The organism is Alteromonas pelagimontana (genome assembly GCF_002499975.2).
In the GTDB taxonomy this organism is placed as follows: Bacteria; Pseudomonadota; Gammaproteobacteria; order Enterobacterales; family Alteromonadaceae; genus Alteromonas; species Alteromonas pelagimontana.
Genome location: NZ_CP052766.1, coordinates 545321 through 560789 on the forward strand (window position 1 = coordinate 545321; position 15469 = coordinate 560789).

Sequence of the window (15469 nt, forward strand, 5' to 3'; positions counted from 1 at the left end):
AGTGACACCTGGTAGAAGATGTTATAGCGTCACTTTTTTATGTTCACCCATTTCGTCCGGTTCAATGGATTTGCCCGTCATCATTTTAAACATTCCTTTAATCCCGGGATCTGCTGTCCAAATTTCTGCGTCGTCCAGCTCTAACCGCATCATTTGCAGAGAAGGATCGTCTTTACCTTTGTCGTACCAGGCAGCTACATGTTTAGACCAGTATTTATCTATGATTTCCTGCCGCGTCTCGTGAATGAGACGGCCACGAATACATGCAAAGATTTCATGATCTTTACTAACAAAATGTGCCATTGCCTTACCGCCTTGTGCCACGCGATTGCTCTTGGTGGTATAGAACCAGAATTCGCCGTGCGCGTCTTTATCCAATTGCGCGTGCATAGGTTCGGATGGCTCGTCACTTCCTGTCAGGCTTAACATCACATTCGGACTGTCTGCCATGGCTTTCCACATCTTGGTTCGGATATCAGTTGACATAAGATTTGCTCCTTATATTCCGTGAGTACTACTTTCGCTTTTATTACGGTGCAGAAACCAAAAACCCACAACATTGACAAAACGAACAGTAGCGATTGGCTATGAAGTTGCAGATGATATGCCAGTATGTAAAACCTGCTCTCGTCGCCGCCAGCCCTCGCGTGAAAAGGGTTCGCGCTGGCTTTACTAAATATCCTGGCCCTCTGTGGCAAAAAGTGCGGGAAAAGTCTGCATACCCACTGACAATCTTTTACAGGCTCCCTCGCATTATCGTAAGCTGCTCCCAGCAAATTTGTTTTACAACACCGCAGGCGGCTCTTAAAATGCGCCCCAACTAGCAAGCAACCCCTGTCGGATTTATTTACATCTATTGCAGCTATGGCTGATAGCTTTCTGAAATATAAGTAAAAAAATGTTGGCACATCTTTGGCTTTGGTTTGCCACACTACATCTGTAGCATTCATTGAGGTTCGCAGTAATGAAACTATTTAAATTCGCTTTAGCCACTACACTGTTTGGTGCAGCAACTTTGGCAAATGCAGGCATTCTCACTAGCAATTTTTCGTCAAATACCGGCATGGCTGAGCTGGGCTCTGCCTCAGTAATTGACGGCAAAGGTGTGTTAACTCCTTCTTCCAGTGACCTTCGAGGAGGTTTCCTTTTCAACTCCATTGACGAAGGAAAGTTGCTAGCGCAGTGGTCAGCATCTTTTGAATTTACCATTTCAGATAATAAAGGCGGTGGTGCAGACGGCATTTCCTTCGGCCTGGTGCGTGAAGGCGACAGCTTAAATTTGCACGGATTTCTTGGTGAAGAAGGTGCCACAGCCGGATTGGCAATTGGTTTTGATACTTATAATAATGGCGAGATTTCCGCCAATCACGTCAGCGTACGTTTCGATGACAACATTATTACCACTGTTGATTTAGACAACCTTTTTGAATTACAAGACGGCACCACCTACACCAGCTTGATGACCTTTAACAATGGCATTTTCAATTTGTCGCTAAATGATGAGGCTATTGTGAATGATTTGTCCATCAGCGGCTGGCAGCCATATGCAGGAAACTTTTATTTTGCTGCGCGTACTGGTGGTGCATCCAGTTTACAAGTGGTAGATAATCTACATATCGAAACCACAACCGTACCCGCTCCCGCCACATTCGCATTGGTGCTTTGCGGCCTTGCCGGTTTAATTACCCGCCGTCACTATAAAAAATAATATCGTTTAGCGGCAGCATCATGTTGCCGCTTTCCTTTCCCCTTTGCTCCTGCTTTATTGAAAAAATTCTGTGCATTTCCTGGCATTGCCGTAAAATCATCGAATAATGAAAACAAACTTTACTTAGGTTCAGGCAATGTTCATTTGCGTAGGTTATGCTGGTTTACATGCTAACCGGTTATCTCTCAGAAACCACGTAGCAGTTGCATTGCAAAAGAGGAAGTATGTATAAGGTATTGTCGCGACTAGTTCTATTAATAAGCTTGATAAGTTTACCGGCTTTACCTGTAATGGCGCAGCAAAATCAGGACGCTCAGTCTGCTCGCGTTGACAAAGCCCAAGCTGCAGAACGGGCGAAACAAAAAGAAAATGGCCGCGTGCTACGGGTTGATCAGTCGCGCAATAAATACCGCGTGAAAGTGTTAAAAAAATCTGGCCGCGTGGTTTCAGTGGATGTGGATAAACGTTCCGGCCAAGTACAATCACCTCAAGACAAGGATTCAGATCGGTAATGCGAATATTAGTTGCCGAGGATGATAGTCGTCTCCTCACCCAGTTAGATACATTAATGCAACAACATGGTTATAGCGTCGATTTAGCGGATAACGGCGAACATGCATTATTCCAACTAAAAGAATACTCCTATGATCTCGCGATTATTGATATTGGTTTACCTAAACTCGATGGCTTCGACGTCATTCGTCAGGCCAGGCAACATGATGTCAAATGTCCGGTTTTAATTCTTACTGCCCGGGATAGATGGCAGGAAAAAGTTGAAGGATTGGACGCGGGCGCCGATGATTATTTAACCAAACCCTTTCATAACGAAGAATTACTTGCCCGGGTAAAGGCCTTAATTCGCCGCGCCTCTGGCCAGGCGAACCCTGTTATTCAGTTTGGACCGCTCTCCTTAGATACCGTAAGTGAAGAGCTGCTGCTGCACGAGTCACGATTAGATCTTACTGCCTATGAGTACAAGGTAATGGAGTACCTGATGCTGAATCCGCAAAAGGTTGTATCGAAAACTGAACTTACTGAACATATTTACGACCAGGACTTTGATTTGGACAGCAATGTGATTGAGGTGTTCATTGGTCGTCTGCGCAGAAAAATTGATCCTGACGGCACACTCAAACCCATTGAAACGCTGCGGGGACGTGGATACAGGATCAATCGCCAATTATGAAGGGACTGTCCCTTCGCGTTCGCAGTATTATGCTGGCGATCCTGGCGCTGGCTGTGTTTATTCCTGTTACGGTTCTTACGTTGGACAAAGCGTACACCACAAGTTTAACCCAAGCAAAACTAAGCGAATTAAAGCTCATGAATCTGGCGCTGGTCTCTGCCTTCGAGCTGGACGGTGCCATTCCTTCCATGCCGGATTTACTTTACGAAGAGCAGCTTAACCTACCAGATTCAGGTTATGTTGGGCTTATTATCTTCCGCAATAATGTAGTGTGGCAATCTGCTTCCGCCCTGCATTATAGTATTGAAAAGCCTCCCCCGCCACCGGCCGTCGGAGACGACTATTTTTTAGAATTTTTTCACGCGCCATTTGATGAATCCCGCGCCTATTTCGCCTACGCTTTTACTGCCGAATTTGCTGCAGAAAGTGATTTTGAACCCGTACATTTTTATATATTTAACGATAAAACCGAGTTCAACACGGAGCGCGACGCTTTTCTTAGCGCGGTATGGCGGTGGATGCTACTGCTGGCAGTCAGCCTGCTCGCGTTATTGATTATTGGCACGAATGTGGTGCTTGCGCCAGTTCGGGTGTTAATCAAGGAAATTCGTCACACGGCTAATGGCGAACAAAAGCAGTTAACTCACAATTATCCGGTGGAGTTCAATGGCCTTAAAACCAGTATCAATCAGTTGCTACATGCTGAGGCCGAGCAACGCAGTCGCTACAAAAACAGCTTAGGAGATTTAGCACACAGCCTTAAAACTCCGCTCGCCGTAGCGCTGGGAGCCAATTCACTTCCCGAAGAAGCCAAAGACGCGCTTTTCCAGATTAATCAGCTTGTACAAAGACAACTTAAGCGTGCTACGGCGGGAAATACCGGTTGGCAGCCTCCCATTGCGGTGCTTCCCAGCGTCGAGAAACTTAAGTCGGCCATGCAAAAAGTGTATCGTCATAAGCATTTGCAAATCACCATCGAGCAAAGAGTGCCGGTGTTATTTAAAGGTGATGAAACAGATCTGATGGAAATACTGGGTAACGTTATGGACAATGCCAGTAAAGCCGCCAGACAACGTATTCACGTTTCACTTTTTAGACAGGGCCGCTGGGCCGGTTTCGCTGTAGAAGACGATGGACCCGGTATTCCTCAGCATCAGAAAACCTTGCTACTTAAACGTGGTGAAAGATTAGACACTTATACTGAAGGACAAGGCATAGGTCTGGCGGTGGTCAGTGATCTGGTGAGTATTTATGAAGGCCGGCTTACTATCCAGGATTCGCCCCTTGGCGGGGCGAAAATTGTCATCCAATTTCCTTTTCAAGAGCACTAGCGGGCGCGCTTGATTTATTAGACAAGGAAACCTGTGATTACAGTATTCTATGCTCTTTTTCTCCAGCGCTGGAAAGTAAAATGGCTAACCAACGACTTTCTTCTCTGGATTCCAGAGCAATTTTAACTACCATCGTCAAAGGCACAGACAACAGCATACCCACGCTTCCCAGCAGCCACCCCCAGAATATCAGTGACAGAAAAACAACCAACGTAGAAAGTCCCATTCCGCGCCCCAACAAACGAGGCTCTACCATATTTCCCATTATGGTATTTACCAGCAAAAAGGCCAATGCGACTAGCCCGGCAGAAGCAAGACCATACTGAACAAACCCTATGAGTATTGCCGGAACAGCCGCAAGTATGGAACCAATATTCGGAATGTAATTGAGCATAAAAGCCAGGACTGCCCACAGCAGAAAGTGGTCAATTTGCATGAAATACAGCCAGACACCGATGAAAAGCCCCGTCGCTAAGCTAACTACAGTTTTAATTGCCAGATAGTTGTTAACGGAGCGCATAAATTTATCAATATGCTGTATTTTCATTTCGGGATCGGACAACGCAATATGCAAACGTGCCGGAATGCTGTCTGCTTCAAACAGCATAAAAATTACAGTGAGTAAAATTAGAAAAAGGTTAGATAGCACCCCTCCCATGCCACTAATAAAGTTGGTGGCGACAGACATGGCCATTCCGGGATCAAAATAAGAAATGACAAAATCCCGGTTAATGTGGATGTTCATTAAAGCAAGCTTTTGAATTACCCACGAAAATTCCGAATCCAGCGTTTGCCGATACTGTGGCAGGTTTTCCTGAAACTCTGCCATTGACTGCCCTACCAAACCGGCAAGTAAAAAGCCAAACACCAAAATAAGCAGTATGACTAGAGTCACAGATATCCATCGTGGTATTTTATGTCGAGTGGCACGGTTGATAATAGGGCTACAAGCAATAGCAATAAATCCAGAAAGGAAAAATGGCACCATGATGTCGCTGGCAGCCTTAATTCCCGCCAGAACAACAACTAAGCAGGCAAGAACGATGAGCGTTTTGGCAGTAGGAGATTTTAATTCCATAAACTTTTAGTTAAATAATTCCAGAAAACAAACTATCAAATTTATGCTAAGAGAGATACCTGTTCCAACTTATATTTGGATCTTCACTTCTATAATAAGAAAGGTATTTGTAAGATTTCAGACCGAAAAGAGAAAACTATGAATCTGAACCAGGCTACAATAAAAATTAAAAATCTGAGGCTGCGCACGTATATCGGAATTAATGAAGAAGAAGTCAGAAATAAACAGGATGTTGTGGTAAATGTCACCATCCATTACGACGCTCATCAGGCTACCAGCACAGACGACATGGGCGATGCGCTGAATTACAAAGTCATTACCAAAAGCATCATTAAACTGGTTGAAGATAACCGGTTTTCGTTGTTGGAAAAACTTACCGCCGATGTACTTGCTATTGCGGCTGAACATGCTTGGGTAACGTATGCACAAGTAGAAGTGGATAAACCCCATGCATTGCGGTTTTCAGATTCCGTCTCACTGACGTTATCCTGCAATAAATAAGCAGAGCAAACACGCGCTGTTATATTAAATAGCTTTTCGTAAGTGTGTTACACATGAAAAGGCAAAAGCGAGGATGTCAGACAAAACCCTCCGCAGGCGCTGTGCAGCAGGCGCTGTGCAGCAGGCGCTGTGCAGCAGGCGCTGTGCAGCAGGCGCTGTGCAGCAGCATGGATGCTGCACAGCAGCCCCAAGAACAAGTTTACAGCGTATTCAAATATGGTGTCCTCGTCATAACTCATAGTGCGCAACCGTTATTTAGACACATCTGCAGATAATGTTTTTCCCATACACAAGCATAATCTGAGCGGCGCTATTCTTTTTAATCCTGAGGATAAACCATCTTAAGAAAGCAGTTAACGAAAAACATCGGTAGCAATAGCCTCACCGGCTACCGCTACTTCAAGGTTAACGTCCTTTGCCTGTTTTCAATCTCTTTAGACCATGCGGCGCAAAAGTTCCGTTGTATTAAGTGCCAACAAACGCCAGCAGCCAATAGCACCAAGTATGCCGACAACTATAGCACCCGCTAACGGTGCAATTACCCAATAACGTAAATGTAACGCGGCTTCCATATCGAATACCTGAGTTTGCAACATATACAAGGTTAGCTCATTTGCCAGCGCCGCCATAAAACCGGCTACCACTCCGATGATGATAAATTCATATATTACGCTTAAACGGATAAGTCGCCCTTTGGCACCCAAAGTTCGCAGGATCGCAAGTTCCTGCTGCCGTTCATCCATACTCGCCTGAACTTGAGCAATAAGTACTAAACTTCCCGCCGCCAGCACCAGCACCAGAATAAATTCCACGGCCAGCGACACTTGGTCGACAACTCCTCTCAACTGGTTGATTCGTGCATCCACATCAAACAGCGTGACTGATGCAAAGGGTTGCAGTAAGCCTGTAAGTTCAGATTTGCGCTCCTGCGGTAAAAAGAAACTGGTAATATAGGTAGGGCTAAACGCCTGCATGGCCTCGGGCGAGAGTACAAAGAAAAAGTTTGGCTGCATCGTTTGCCAGTTGACTTCCCTCAGGCTGGTGACTTTCGCATTGACGATTTCGCTGCCGATATTGAAGGTAAGAATATCGCCTAATTCAATATCTAGCCGATCAGCAACTTCTGATTCCACAGAGACCGGATAAATTCCGTCCTCAGGATTGTTGGCAGCATCGCCATGCCACTCTCCTGCGACAAGCTTATTGCCCCGCTCCAATGAATCGCTCCAGGTTAAATTGGCTTCCCGACCAAGGCCATCTCGTCCTTCCCGGGAGCCACCTTCTTCTTCCTTGGATACTTCTGTATTTACTCGCTCTTCATTGACAGCAACAAAACGCCCCCGCACTACAGGGTAAAAATGATTGATAGCAACATCGTTTTGCGCAAAATGATCGGCCAGCGAATCTTTTTGGGCGCCCGTAATGTTAATTAGAAAGTAATTCGGTGTACCTTCAGGTAACTGAGCGCGCCACTGCTCAACCATATCGTTACGCATTACTAATACCACCAGCAGCAACATGATGGTGATGGAAAAACTGATCAGCTGCACGCTGTTGTCCATCGCGCGGCGTTGTATTCTCGCCCATGCCAGTTGCCACGCCCCCATTCTTCCTGCGCCTAGTTTCCTGCCAAGCGAAATCAGGCCGAATGTCACTGCCAGTAACCCCAGAACTAAAGCAATACCTGATAAAAACAGTATCAAGCTTATCTCGATATCCCGGCTGTAGGCCCACATCAACAACAACACAGCGCCCCCTGCCACACCAAATTGCAGAGTGCGCGAGCGCAGTCCAGCATCCATGCTCCGGCGCAATACCCGAAGGGGGGGGACCGAGAACAAACGAAGTAACGGGTAAAGAGAAAACAATATAGCGCACACCGCTCCGGTAAATATGGCGATGATGACTGGGCGCCAATGCCATACTGAAAAAGAGACATCAACGCGATCCGCCAGAGCCCAAACCACAAGCTGTTGAATAGCGAAGCCCGCGACGATTCCCAGTATGATTCCTAACGTGGAGATAAGCAGAATCTGGAATGTATAAATGCGGCGGATCATAGTTCGGCTTGCCCCCAAGGTTTTCATAATGGCGACGGGGTCGTAATGCCGCTGACTGTATCTCTGCGCTGCAACGGCAATAGATACTGCCGCCAGAACAATTGCCAGTAAGCTTGCCAACAAAAAATATCGTTCAGCACGAGCAACGGAACGTCCTACTGGTGAATCATCATCTGCAACCGATCGCCAGTCATGAATTTCGTCATCCAACTGCGGGCGTATCGTCTCATAAAAAGCTTCTATATCAGCAGGGTCGCCGGTGAAATATGACTTGTAAGTAACTCGACTTCCAGGGCCGGTGACATGTGTAGCAGCGATATCCTCCATTCGCATCAGCACAATAGGATCGGTAGTAAAAATACTGAATCCCGCATCCGGAATTTCAGACAGCACCCGACTAACGGTAAGTGTGGCGTCGCCCACTTCAATGGCGTCACCAATTTTGACATCCAGCAACTGAAATAGACGCGAGTCAATCCATGCGCTGCCCGGCTCAGGTACCTCAGTCACCGCCTGCTCATCACCAAACGGGGCATCTGCAACCTGAATTTTTCCCTTCAAGGGGTAAGCGGCGTTTACTGCTCGTAAATCAATGAGCGACATATTTTGACCGCCAAATGCCATTGAGCGGGTAGCAATTTGTTGCGCGGTTTTCAACCGTTGCGAATTTGCCGCCGTCAGCCAGTTTTCATCTATCGGCTGGCTTGAACGTAACTGGCTATCGGCAGCAAGGAAACTGGCAGATCGTTCTGTTAATGCCCCCTGAAGGCGTTCACTAAAAAGTGACAGCGACAACACTGCCGCTACCGATAGCACAATAGCCACCAAAATAATCGTCAGTTCACCGCGGCGCGCCTCGTGACGAAACAATCGCCAGGCAAGGTTAAACGATGTCGACATCAGACTACCTCTTGTTCAGGTGACGACACCGCCGTTGTGGTTTCTGATAATGAACCCGCTTGCATAGTTAATTGACGCTCACACTCCTTTGCCAGATTACTGTCATGAGTTACCAGTACTAAAGTGGTGCCGATATCCTGATTTAATTGAAACAACAGCTTCTCAATTTTCTCACTATTGACCGCATCCAGGTTTCCTGTGGGCTCATCTGCGAATAAAATTTTTGGTTGCCCGATGAAAGCGCGAGCAATGGCCACACGTTGTTGTTCGCCGCCTGATAGCTGGTTTGGAAAATGATGAGCGCGATGCCCTAAGCCAACCTGCTCCAAAATTGTTTTTGCCTTTTGCCGCGCATCTTTCATACCGGCAATCTCCGCGGGCAGCATTACATTTTCGATGGCAGTTAAACTTTGCACCAACATAAAACTTTGAAAAATAAATCCAACTTTTGCCCCCCGAAGCTGCGCTCTTGCCTCTTCGTTCATCGTGTGAAGCGGTTCACCATCGAGCCAGATTTCTCCATCGGAAACTTCATCAAGACCAGCCAGCAAACCGAGCAGCGTAGATTTTCCGGAACCTGACGCACCCACAATCGCAATCGACTCACCCGCCTTGACTTCAAAAGAGATTGGCTGAAGGATCTGCAGTTCACCTTCACTCGTAGTAACAATTTTGCTGAGTTGCTTGGTTTTAATCATAAAGGAGTGTTCACGCTTGTGATTGTTTTTCAAAGTCGTCGCCATATTCAAAGAATTTTACTCTTACTAGTTTTACAGGTGGGAATAGTTTCAGATCAACTCTACGCCGCCGAGACACCAACGCAAACTTCTTCAAAATTCAAACTCTTAGTTGTAGGTGACAGCCTAAGTGCAGCTTATCGGTTACAGCAACAAGAAGGTTGGGTTAGTTTGTTACAAAATATGTGGTACGACGAGCAGCGTAAGATTGAAATAGTAAATGCTGCGATAAGCGGCGAGACGACAGACGGTGCTCTGTCCCGTTTACCCCGATTACTCGATCAACACCAGCCTTCTCATGTATTCATTGAACTGGGAGGTAACGATGGGTTAAGAGGAAACCAGATTGCTGGTATGAAAAAAAACCTGCGGGAAATGGTGACTATGGCAAAAGAGGCAGGTGCTGAAGTCATTCTTCAGGATATGGAAATTCCGCCTAATTATGGCAAACGCTATACTCGCATGTTTGCTGACAGTTTTGATGAGATAGCAGAAGAAGAGGAAGTTGCCATCATTCCGTTCTTTCTTGAAGATATTGCCCTGAATAAAAAGCTAATGCAAAAAGACGGTATTCATCCGAATGCCGAAGCGCAAACCCTTATTGCAGAATATATGCACATGAAACTGTCGCCGCTTATTACTGATTAAAAACCGATACACTTTGCTGCACTGTAGAGAGTTGAGCCGTACGTGCAGCAAAGATTCAAAGCGGTTCGGCAGGATGCTGCTATATTTACCGTTGCTAAGGCAATCTGTCTCTACTAACCACAAGTAACCGTATACATATAGTTAAATAAAGCCGGCTGCAGTATTTGGGCTAACATTTAGCTACGGCGAAAATGACATAATCAAGATAATCAGAATAACCGTTGCTATTTTAATGTTCTGTATACCCACTCCTTAAAAAACGTATTGATTTTTACCCTGTTGTTTGGCACGGTAGAGTGCAGTATCAGCACGTTTATAAAGTGTACTTGTGTCTTCTGTGTTTTTTGGTATGACGCTCGAACAGCCCGCACTAACGGATAGTTTTCCCAAAGGCGATTTGTCATGTGCAATATCACACACGCGGATATTTGTGAAAAGACGTTCAAGGACTGCGCATAGGTTTTCCTCCGGAGTGTTGGGTAATAAAAGTGCAAATTCCTCACCCCCTACCCTGGCAGCCAAATCTTGCGGGCGTTTAATCGCCGCTGTCACAGATTCGGCTACTTTTCGCAAAACCGAGTCCCCCGCTAAGTGCCCATAATGGTCGTTATACTGTTTGAAATAATCGATATCGATTATAATCAGCGAAAGAGTCTGCTGCTCTCGCGCACAATTACGCCACATGCGCTCAATTTCTGCGTTAAAATGGCGTCGATTGGCGATGTTAGTTAACCCATCCAGCATCGAAATATTACGCAATATATCTGCTTGTAGTTTGTGCTGCATGTGAGTCATCACTCTAGCTCTGGTGATAACAGGATTAATTGGTTTATGAATGAAATCAACGGCCCCCATTTTAAATCCGTACACCTCATCCTCTTCGTTAAATTGGCCGGTTATGAAGATGACTGGAATATGCTTTAAAGTTTCATCAGCTTTTAATTGGCGGCATAGGTCGTATCCGTTTAATCCGTCCATTACAACATCCAATAGAATAATGTCAGGCATTATTTCTCTTGATTTGGCAAGCCCCATCTCACCGTTTGTAGCCATGAAGACGGAGAACTCAGATTGAAACAAATCGTAAATTAAACGAACGTTTACCGCCTGGTCATCTACCACCAACAATCTTGGCTTCTCCCTCTTTGGTGTAAGCACCTCACCTTGTTCGGCTTCATCTAGTCTCATGACTGTTCCCATTAAGTAAAGTTTCTTTGACTATTTTTAGAGTGCGTCGCGCGGTGGGAAAATCTAACGATTCTACTTGTTCATAAAATGTATTAACTTCGACACAATCTCCATGCACTGCGACCAAGTTTTCTGCGAGTGTAACGGCACTCATATTGTCCTCTGCTAAATAGGAGTCAATTTGGTCCAGTAAAGATTGCAATTGTTCTGACGTCAACGTTACCTTGACCTTCACTCTTTCTGCATTGAAGTCCAGTTGCTCTAATGCTGATACGCTTTGATTAACTACACCGCGTAATAAGTAAATAGTTTCTTCTGGTATCCACTCACCCTTACGGCCCTGGGCTTCCAAATCGGCTGCGAGAGCAGCTAAACGAACAGCACCTAGTGTTGCAGCTACACCTTTTATCGAATGAAACACAGACGTTAACTCTATTTGATTCTTAGCCTGAATAGATGCTTCCATTTTTCCTATCAATTCATTTACTTCTTTACCAAAGCGGTCACGCATTCTTGCAGCCAGCTCGCGGTTATAATTAAAGCGAAAGAGTATGGTGGCAACGGGCTCTGTTAATTCAACGTTAGTGAGTCGAGTTTCTTCCGGTTGTTATGCAACATTGATTCACGAGATAGTTCACCTGCACGCTCCAACCCAGTGTAATGCCTAATTAATGGCACCAGCTTATGCATATCAAACGGCTTGCCGATATGGTCATTCATTCCGGCCTCGATACAAGCTGCACGGTCACTATCACTGGCGTTGGCAGTAATGGCTACGATTGGGAGTTGAGCCAAGCTTCTATGAGCACGAATACGCCTAGTTGCTTCAAGACCGTCTATGTCAGGCATCTGGATATCCATTAACACCAGATCAAAAGAGTGATTTTGGCTCATGGCTTTTTCCACCCCTTCCAATCCACAGGATGCCAGACTAACAATAGCGCCGGCCTGCGTTAATAATTCCAATGCGACCTGTTGATTGAGTTCGTTATCCTCGACTACCAGAATTTTCACCCCCTCAAGCAGGGGAACTGCCGCAGAAGCTTGTGTATTGTCTAAAGTCGATACGGGTTCTTCGCCGAGCAAACATGTCAAAAGCTGTTTATGGACTTTAGTAATAGTGGCAGGCTTGACGATTAGTTCATCAAAAAGTTGATGGTCCTTTTGCTCCACTTCGCTAAGCATTTCTCTTTCATGTGCGGTAATCATAATTATTAGGGGCAATTCTGGAAGCCGAATTCTTCTACAAGCCTCAGTACCATTAATAAAAGGCATATTCCAGTCCATCAATACCACATCAAATGGCTCGCCTGACTGATATGAATTCTCTATTGCCTCAAGCGCAGCAGTTACGGAATAAACTTTAACCACACGCCAGCCTTTTTGTGTTAAACCTTCATGTAAAAGATCAGCCATGAGCAGACTATCATCCACCACTAACACTTTGTAGCGAGAAATAGTTTCAACAAGATCAGAAGCGGCGTTAACGTAATTAGCCTGGTACGGCAAGGTTAAGTCAAACCAAAATCGACTCCCGGTATTAAGGGCGCTTATTAACTTTAGCTCACTGCCCATCAACTCCAGCAACCGTTTACTGATAACAAGACCTAACCCGGTTCCGCCGTAGCGACGGGTGGTGGATGCTTCTGCTTGCGCAAAGCTCTGAAACAATTGTGCCTGCTGTTGTTCAGACATACCTATGCCGGTATCTTCTACCTCGACGCGCATATCAATACTGTCAATGCTTTTTTGTAGTAGTGACAAACGCACAATAACGTGACCAATTTCTGTGAATTTTAATGCGTTACCTGCAAGATTAATTAGTACCTGCAACAAGCGCAACCGATCTGCTATCACCAAATGGGGTAACTGCCAATCAAGATCTAACACCACCTCTACCGGCTTTTCATTCAGGTTTCCAGCAAGAATAACCCCGAGCTCGGCTAGCAGACTTTCTAAGTCGAACTCGGTAGGATCCAGAACCATTTGCCCGGCGGAAATTTTAGAAAAATCTAAGATATCATTTAAGATCTCCAACAAAGATCTGGCTGCAGAATCAGCCTTAGCGAGATAATCTGACTGCTGATTGCTAAGTGGGGTTCGCTTGATCAAACTCAACATTCCCAATACGCCATTCATCGGTGTGCGAATTTCATGGCTCATATTGGCTAAAAACTGGGACTTAGCATTATTTGCAGTATCAGCAGCGTTTCTCGCGTCAATCAGGTTTTTCTTGTCTAATTGTTGTTGCGAAATATTAGCGGCCATGCAGAGGTACCCATTAATTTTTCCCTGCGAATCGGACAATGTCGAGACTGAAAGTAAAACAGGTATGCGTGACTGATTTTTATGAATATAAGTCCACTCATTCTCATTGGGCAAATTATAATGTGACTTGACCACGAAAACATCGAAACCGGGTGCGATGTTTTCGCCAAGCTCTTCTGAAAATTCTTTAGCTCGACTAATCACTTCGTTAACATCATGAAATATTGCTAACGTATGCAACCCGACCGTTTCTTCAGCGCTATAACCGAGCATTTGCTCCGCTGCTGGGTTGAAGAGAGTTATTAACCCTTCATTATCTGTAGCAATAATAGCTAAAGGTGAGCTAGTTAGTATCGAATTTCGAATCTCTAGCAGGGATTGATTTTGCGCTAAGGAACTTGATAGCTCTTGCGTACGCGATTCAACCTGCTCTTCCAGTTTAGAATTAAGCGCCGCTAAATCCTGCTCAGCGCGCTTTATCGGCGAAATATCTCTTACTGTTAACGAGCCCCCGATGACCTGCTGTTTATCATCACAAACGGGCTCGACACTAATCAGTGCATCAAACTCATCACCATCTTTTCGCTGGCGATGAGTGACAAAGTTTACTACGCGCTTACCTTCCCGCAGCTGTTGGAGCAGGCGTAGATCTTCTGTTTCCAATCTTATGGGTACAAGTAAACCGGCTACCTGTTTTCCCAGCACTTCCTCGACATCAAAACCGAAAGTCTCTTTTGCGCCTCTGTTCCATGAGCGAATACTACCGTTAGAATCTATACCTATGATTGCATCACTAGAACCCTCGACAAACGATGCCAAGCGCGATCTTTGCTGGAATAAAACACTGCGTGCGCGCCAATAACTTAGCAGCATAATAATCAAGACACAGACAACAGCACCTGCGCCCACGCTAATAGCAAAGACCATCGCGGGGTGAAGCGCATATAAGCTCTTGCTCAGCTGTGGCGTCCCACTTAGCTCCAATGTCCAGGTGCGACCAAAAACGGTTGCTGAGCGACGCTGCTCCCCGACAAAACTACTCCCTTCATTTAATGCATAGAATACATCTACATTGGTAGAATCCGTTGTGTCGCTTAATTGCAAACGAAAGTGCTCAGAGTTCACTTTTACGCTACCTAGAATTTCTTTCATTAACAAGGGCGCGTAAGTCCAACCTATCGCTTCTTGCCAGCGGTCGGCTGGCGCCAAAGGAGTAACCCAACTTCGATAAACTGGCATTAATAATAAAAATGATTGTTGAGGGCTTCCGGTGGCCTGTACCAGTGTGATAGGCGCAGTTAGCTGTGCTTCCCCGGTCTCTATCGCCCGCTGCGCTGCGGTACGACGATGATGTTCGGATGCGATGTCCAATCCTACGGCAGCTCGATTATCATCAACAGGTTCAATGTATTGAATGATGTAATGCTCTTCGTCGTACGGCTGCAACTGGCGGATGGCAAAATCCGGGAAATTGTCTGCTTGCGCGCGCTGGAGAAATTGAGCTACTTCCGTTGACGGAACCCGGCGAACGAACCCAAAGCCGCGAGCGCCAGGAAATTCTATGGCATTATCCCGGGTAACAGAATAATTATAAAAACCGGATCTGGTCAATCCAACGCTTGTTTCCTGCGAAAGTACAAACGCTCGCGCTCCACGTAAACCATATTGATAAAGCGTGACGCGCTCTACCATTTTTGCCATTAACTGGTCAGCCTGTCCGCTGACTATGCTGTTCAAATTTGATTTTTTGCTTTCAACCACCCGCCAAGTGACGACCGACGCAAATAGAATCGGTATTAATACGCTCACAAATATCCAAAGGTAAATGGATAGTCTTGTTATCTTTTTTTCATTCATCTCTATC

13 protein-coding genes are annotated in these 15469 nt (G+C 45.6%); 6 read left to right on the forward strand and 7 right to left on the reverse strand.

Going from position 1 to position 15469, the window contains the following annotated elements:
- Positions 1–21 precede the first annotated feature (21 nt).
- Entirely contained in the window at positions 22–486 is a 465-nt protein-coding gene (locus tag CA267_RS02610) for a pyridoxamine 5'-phosphate oxidase family protein (RefSeq protein WP_075608922.1), read from the reverse strand.
- 478 nt (positions 487–964) lie between these two features.
- Here CA267_RS02610 and CA267_RS02615 point away from each other — a divergent pair, with 478 nt between their 5' ends.
- The 4 genes from CA267_RS02615 (at position 965) to CA267_RS02630 (ending at position 4225) form a co-directional block, all read left to right on the forward strand.
- Complete coding sequence (locus CA267_RS02615; protein WP_075608921.1) at positions 965–1708, forward strand: L-type lectin family protein; 744 nt, start codon at positions 965–967, stop codon at positions 1706–1708.
- Between the two features lie 224 nt (positions 1709–1932).
- Positions 1933–2220 carry a PepSY domain-containing protein gene (locus CA267_RS02620; RefSeq protein ID WP_075608920.1) on the forward strand — a complete coding sequence of 96 codons (288 nt, stop codon included), beginning with the start codon at positions 1933–1935 and terminating at the stop codon, positions 2218–2220.
- Positions 2220–2894, forward strand: coding sequence for a response regulator transcription factor (locus CA267_RS02625; protein ID WP_075608919.1), 675 nt, complete (start codon positions 2220–2222; stop codon positions 2892–2894). The genes CA267_RS02620 and CA267_RS02625 overlap by 1 nt, the downstream gene beginning before the upstream one ends.
- A complete protein-coding gene (locus CA267_RS02630) occupies positions 2891–4225 on the forward strand; it encodes an ATP-binding protein (RefSeq protein WP_075608918.1) in 1335 nt (444 codons plus the stop codon). Before CA267_RS02625 ends, CA267_RS02630 begins: the two co-directional genes overlap by 4 nt.
- A gap of 37 nt (positions 4226–4262) precedes the next feature.
- On the opposite strand, the gene CA267_RS02635 is transcribed toward CA267_RS02630, so the two are convergent.
- A complete protein-coding gene (locus tag CA267_RS02635) occupies positions 4263–5303 on the reverse strand; it encodes an AI-2E family transporter (RefSeq protein ID WP_075608917.1) in 1041 nt (346 codons plus the stop codon).
- A 138-nt stretch (positions 5304–5441) separates the two neighbouring features.
- On the opposite strand from CA267_RS02635, the gene folX reads away from it, so the two are divergent.
- Positions 5442–5804, forward strand: a complete 363-nt coding sequence (gene folX / locus CA267_RS02640) for a dihydroneopterin triphosphate 2'-epimerase (protein WP_075608916.1) — start codon at positions 5442–5444, stop codon at positions 5802–5804.
- A gap of 434 nt (positions 5805–6238) precedes the next feature.
- Here folX and CA267_RS02645 read toward each other — a convergent pair whose 3' ends face one another.
- The gene (locus CA267_RS02645) at positions 6239–8764 is read right to left on the reverse strand and encodes an ABC transporter permease (RefSeq protein WP_075608914.1); all 2526 of its coding nucleotides are present in this window, start codon (positions 8762–8764) and stop codon (positions 6239–6241) included.
- Complete coding sequence (locus tag CA267_RS02650; RefSeq protein WP_075608913.1) at positions 8764–9462, reverse strand: ABC transporter ATP-binding protein; 699 nt, start codon at positions 9460–9462, stop codon at positions 8764–8766. The genes CA267_RS02645 and CA267_RS02650 overlap by 1 nt, the downstream gene beginning before the upstream one ends.
- An 18-nt stretch (positions 9463–9480) precedes the next feature.
- Between CA267_RS02650 and CA267_RS02655 the strand changes: the two genes are divergently transcribed.
- On the forward strand, positions 9481–10149 hold the full coding sequence (locus CA267_RS02655) for an arylesterase (RefSeq protein ID WP_097349212.1): 669 nt from the start codon (positions 9481–9483) through the stop codon (positions 10147–10149).
- A gap of 252 nt (positions 10150–10401) precedes the next feature.
- Here CA267_RS02655 and CA267_RS02660 read toward each other — a convergent pair whose 3' ends face one another.
- The 3 genes from CA267_RS02660 to CA267_RS02670 are packed head-to-tail and all read right to left on the reverse strand — an operon-like array spanning position 10402 to position 15414.
- A complete protein-coding gene (locus CA267_RS02660) occupies positions 10402–11337 on the reverse strand; it encodes a GGDEF domain-containing response regulator (RefSeq protein ID WP_075608911.1) in 936 nt (311 codons plus the stop codon).
- Complete coding sequence (locus CA267_RS02665) at positions 11324–11848, reverse strand: Hpt domain-containing protein (RefSeq protein WP_075608910.1); 525 nt, start codon at positions 11846–11848, stop codon at positions 11324–11326. The genes CA267_RS02660 and CA267_RS02665 overlap by 14 nt, the downstream gene beginning before the upstream one ends.
- Before the next feature lie 59 nt (positions 11849–11907).
- Positions 11908–15414, reverse strand: a complete 3507-nt coding sequence (locus CA267_RS02670; RefSeq protein ID WP_170669009.1) for a PAS domain-containing hybrid sensor histidine kinase/response regulator — start codon at positions 15412–15414, stop codon at positions 11908–11910.
- Between the last annotated feature and the right edge of the window lie 55 nt (positions 15415–15469).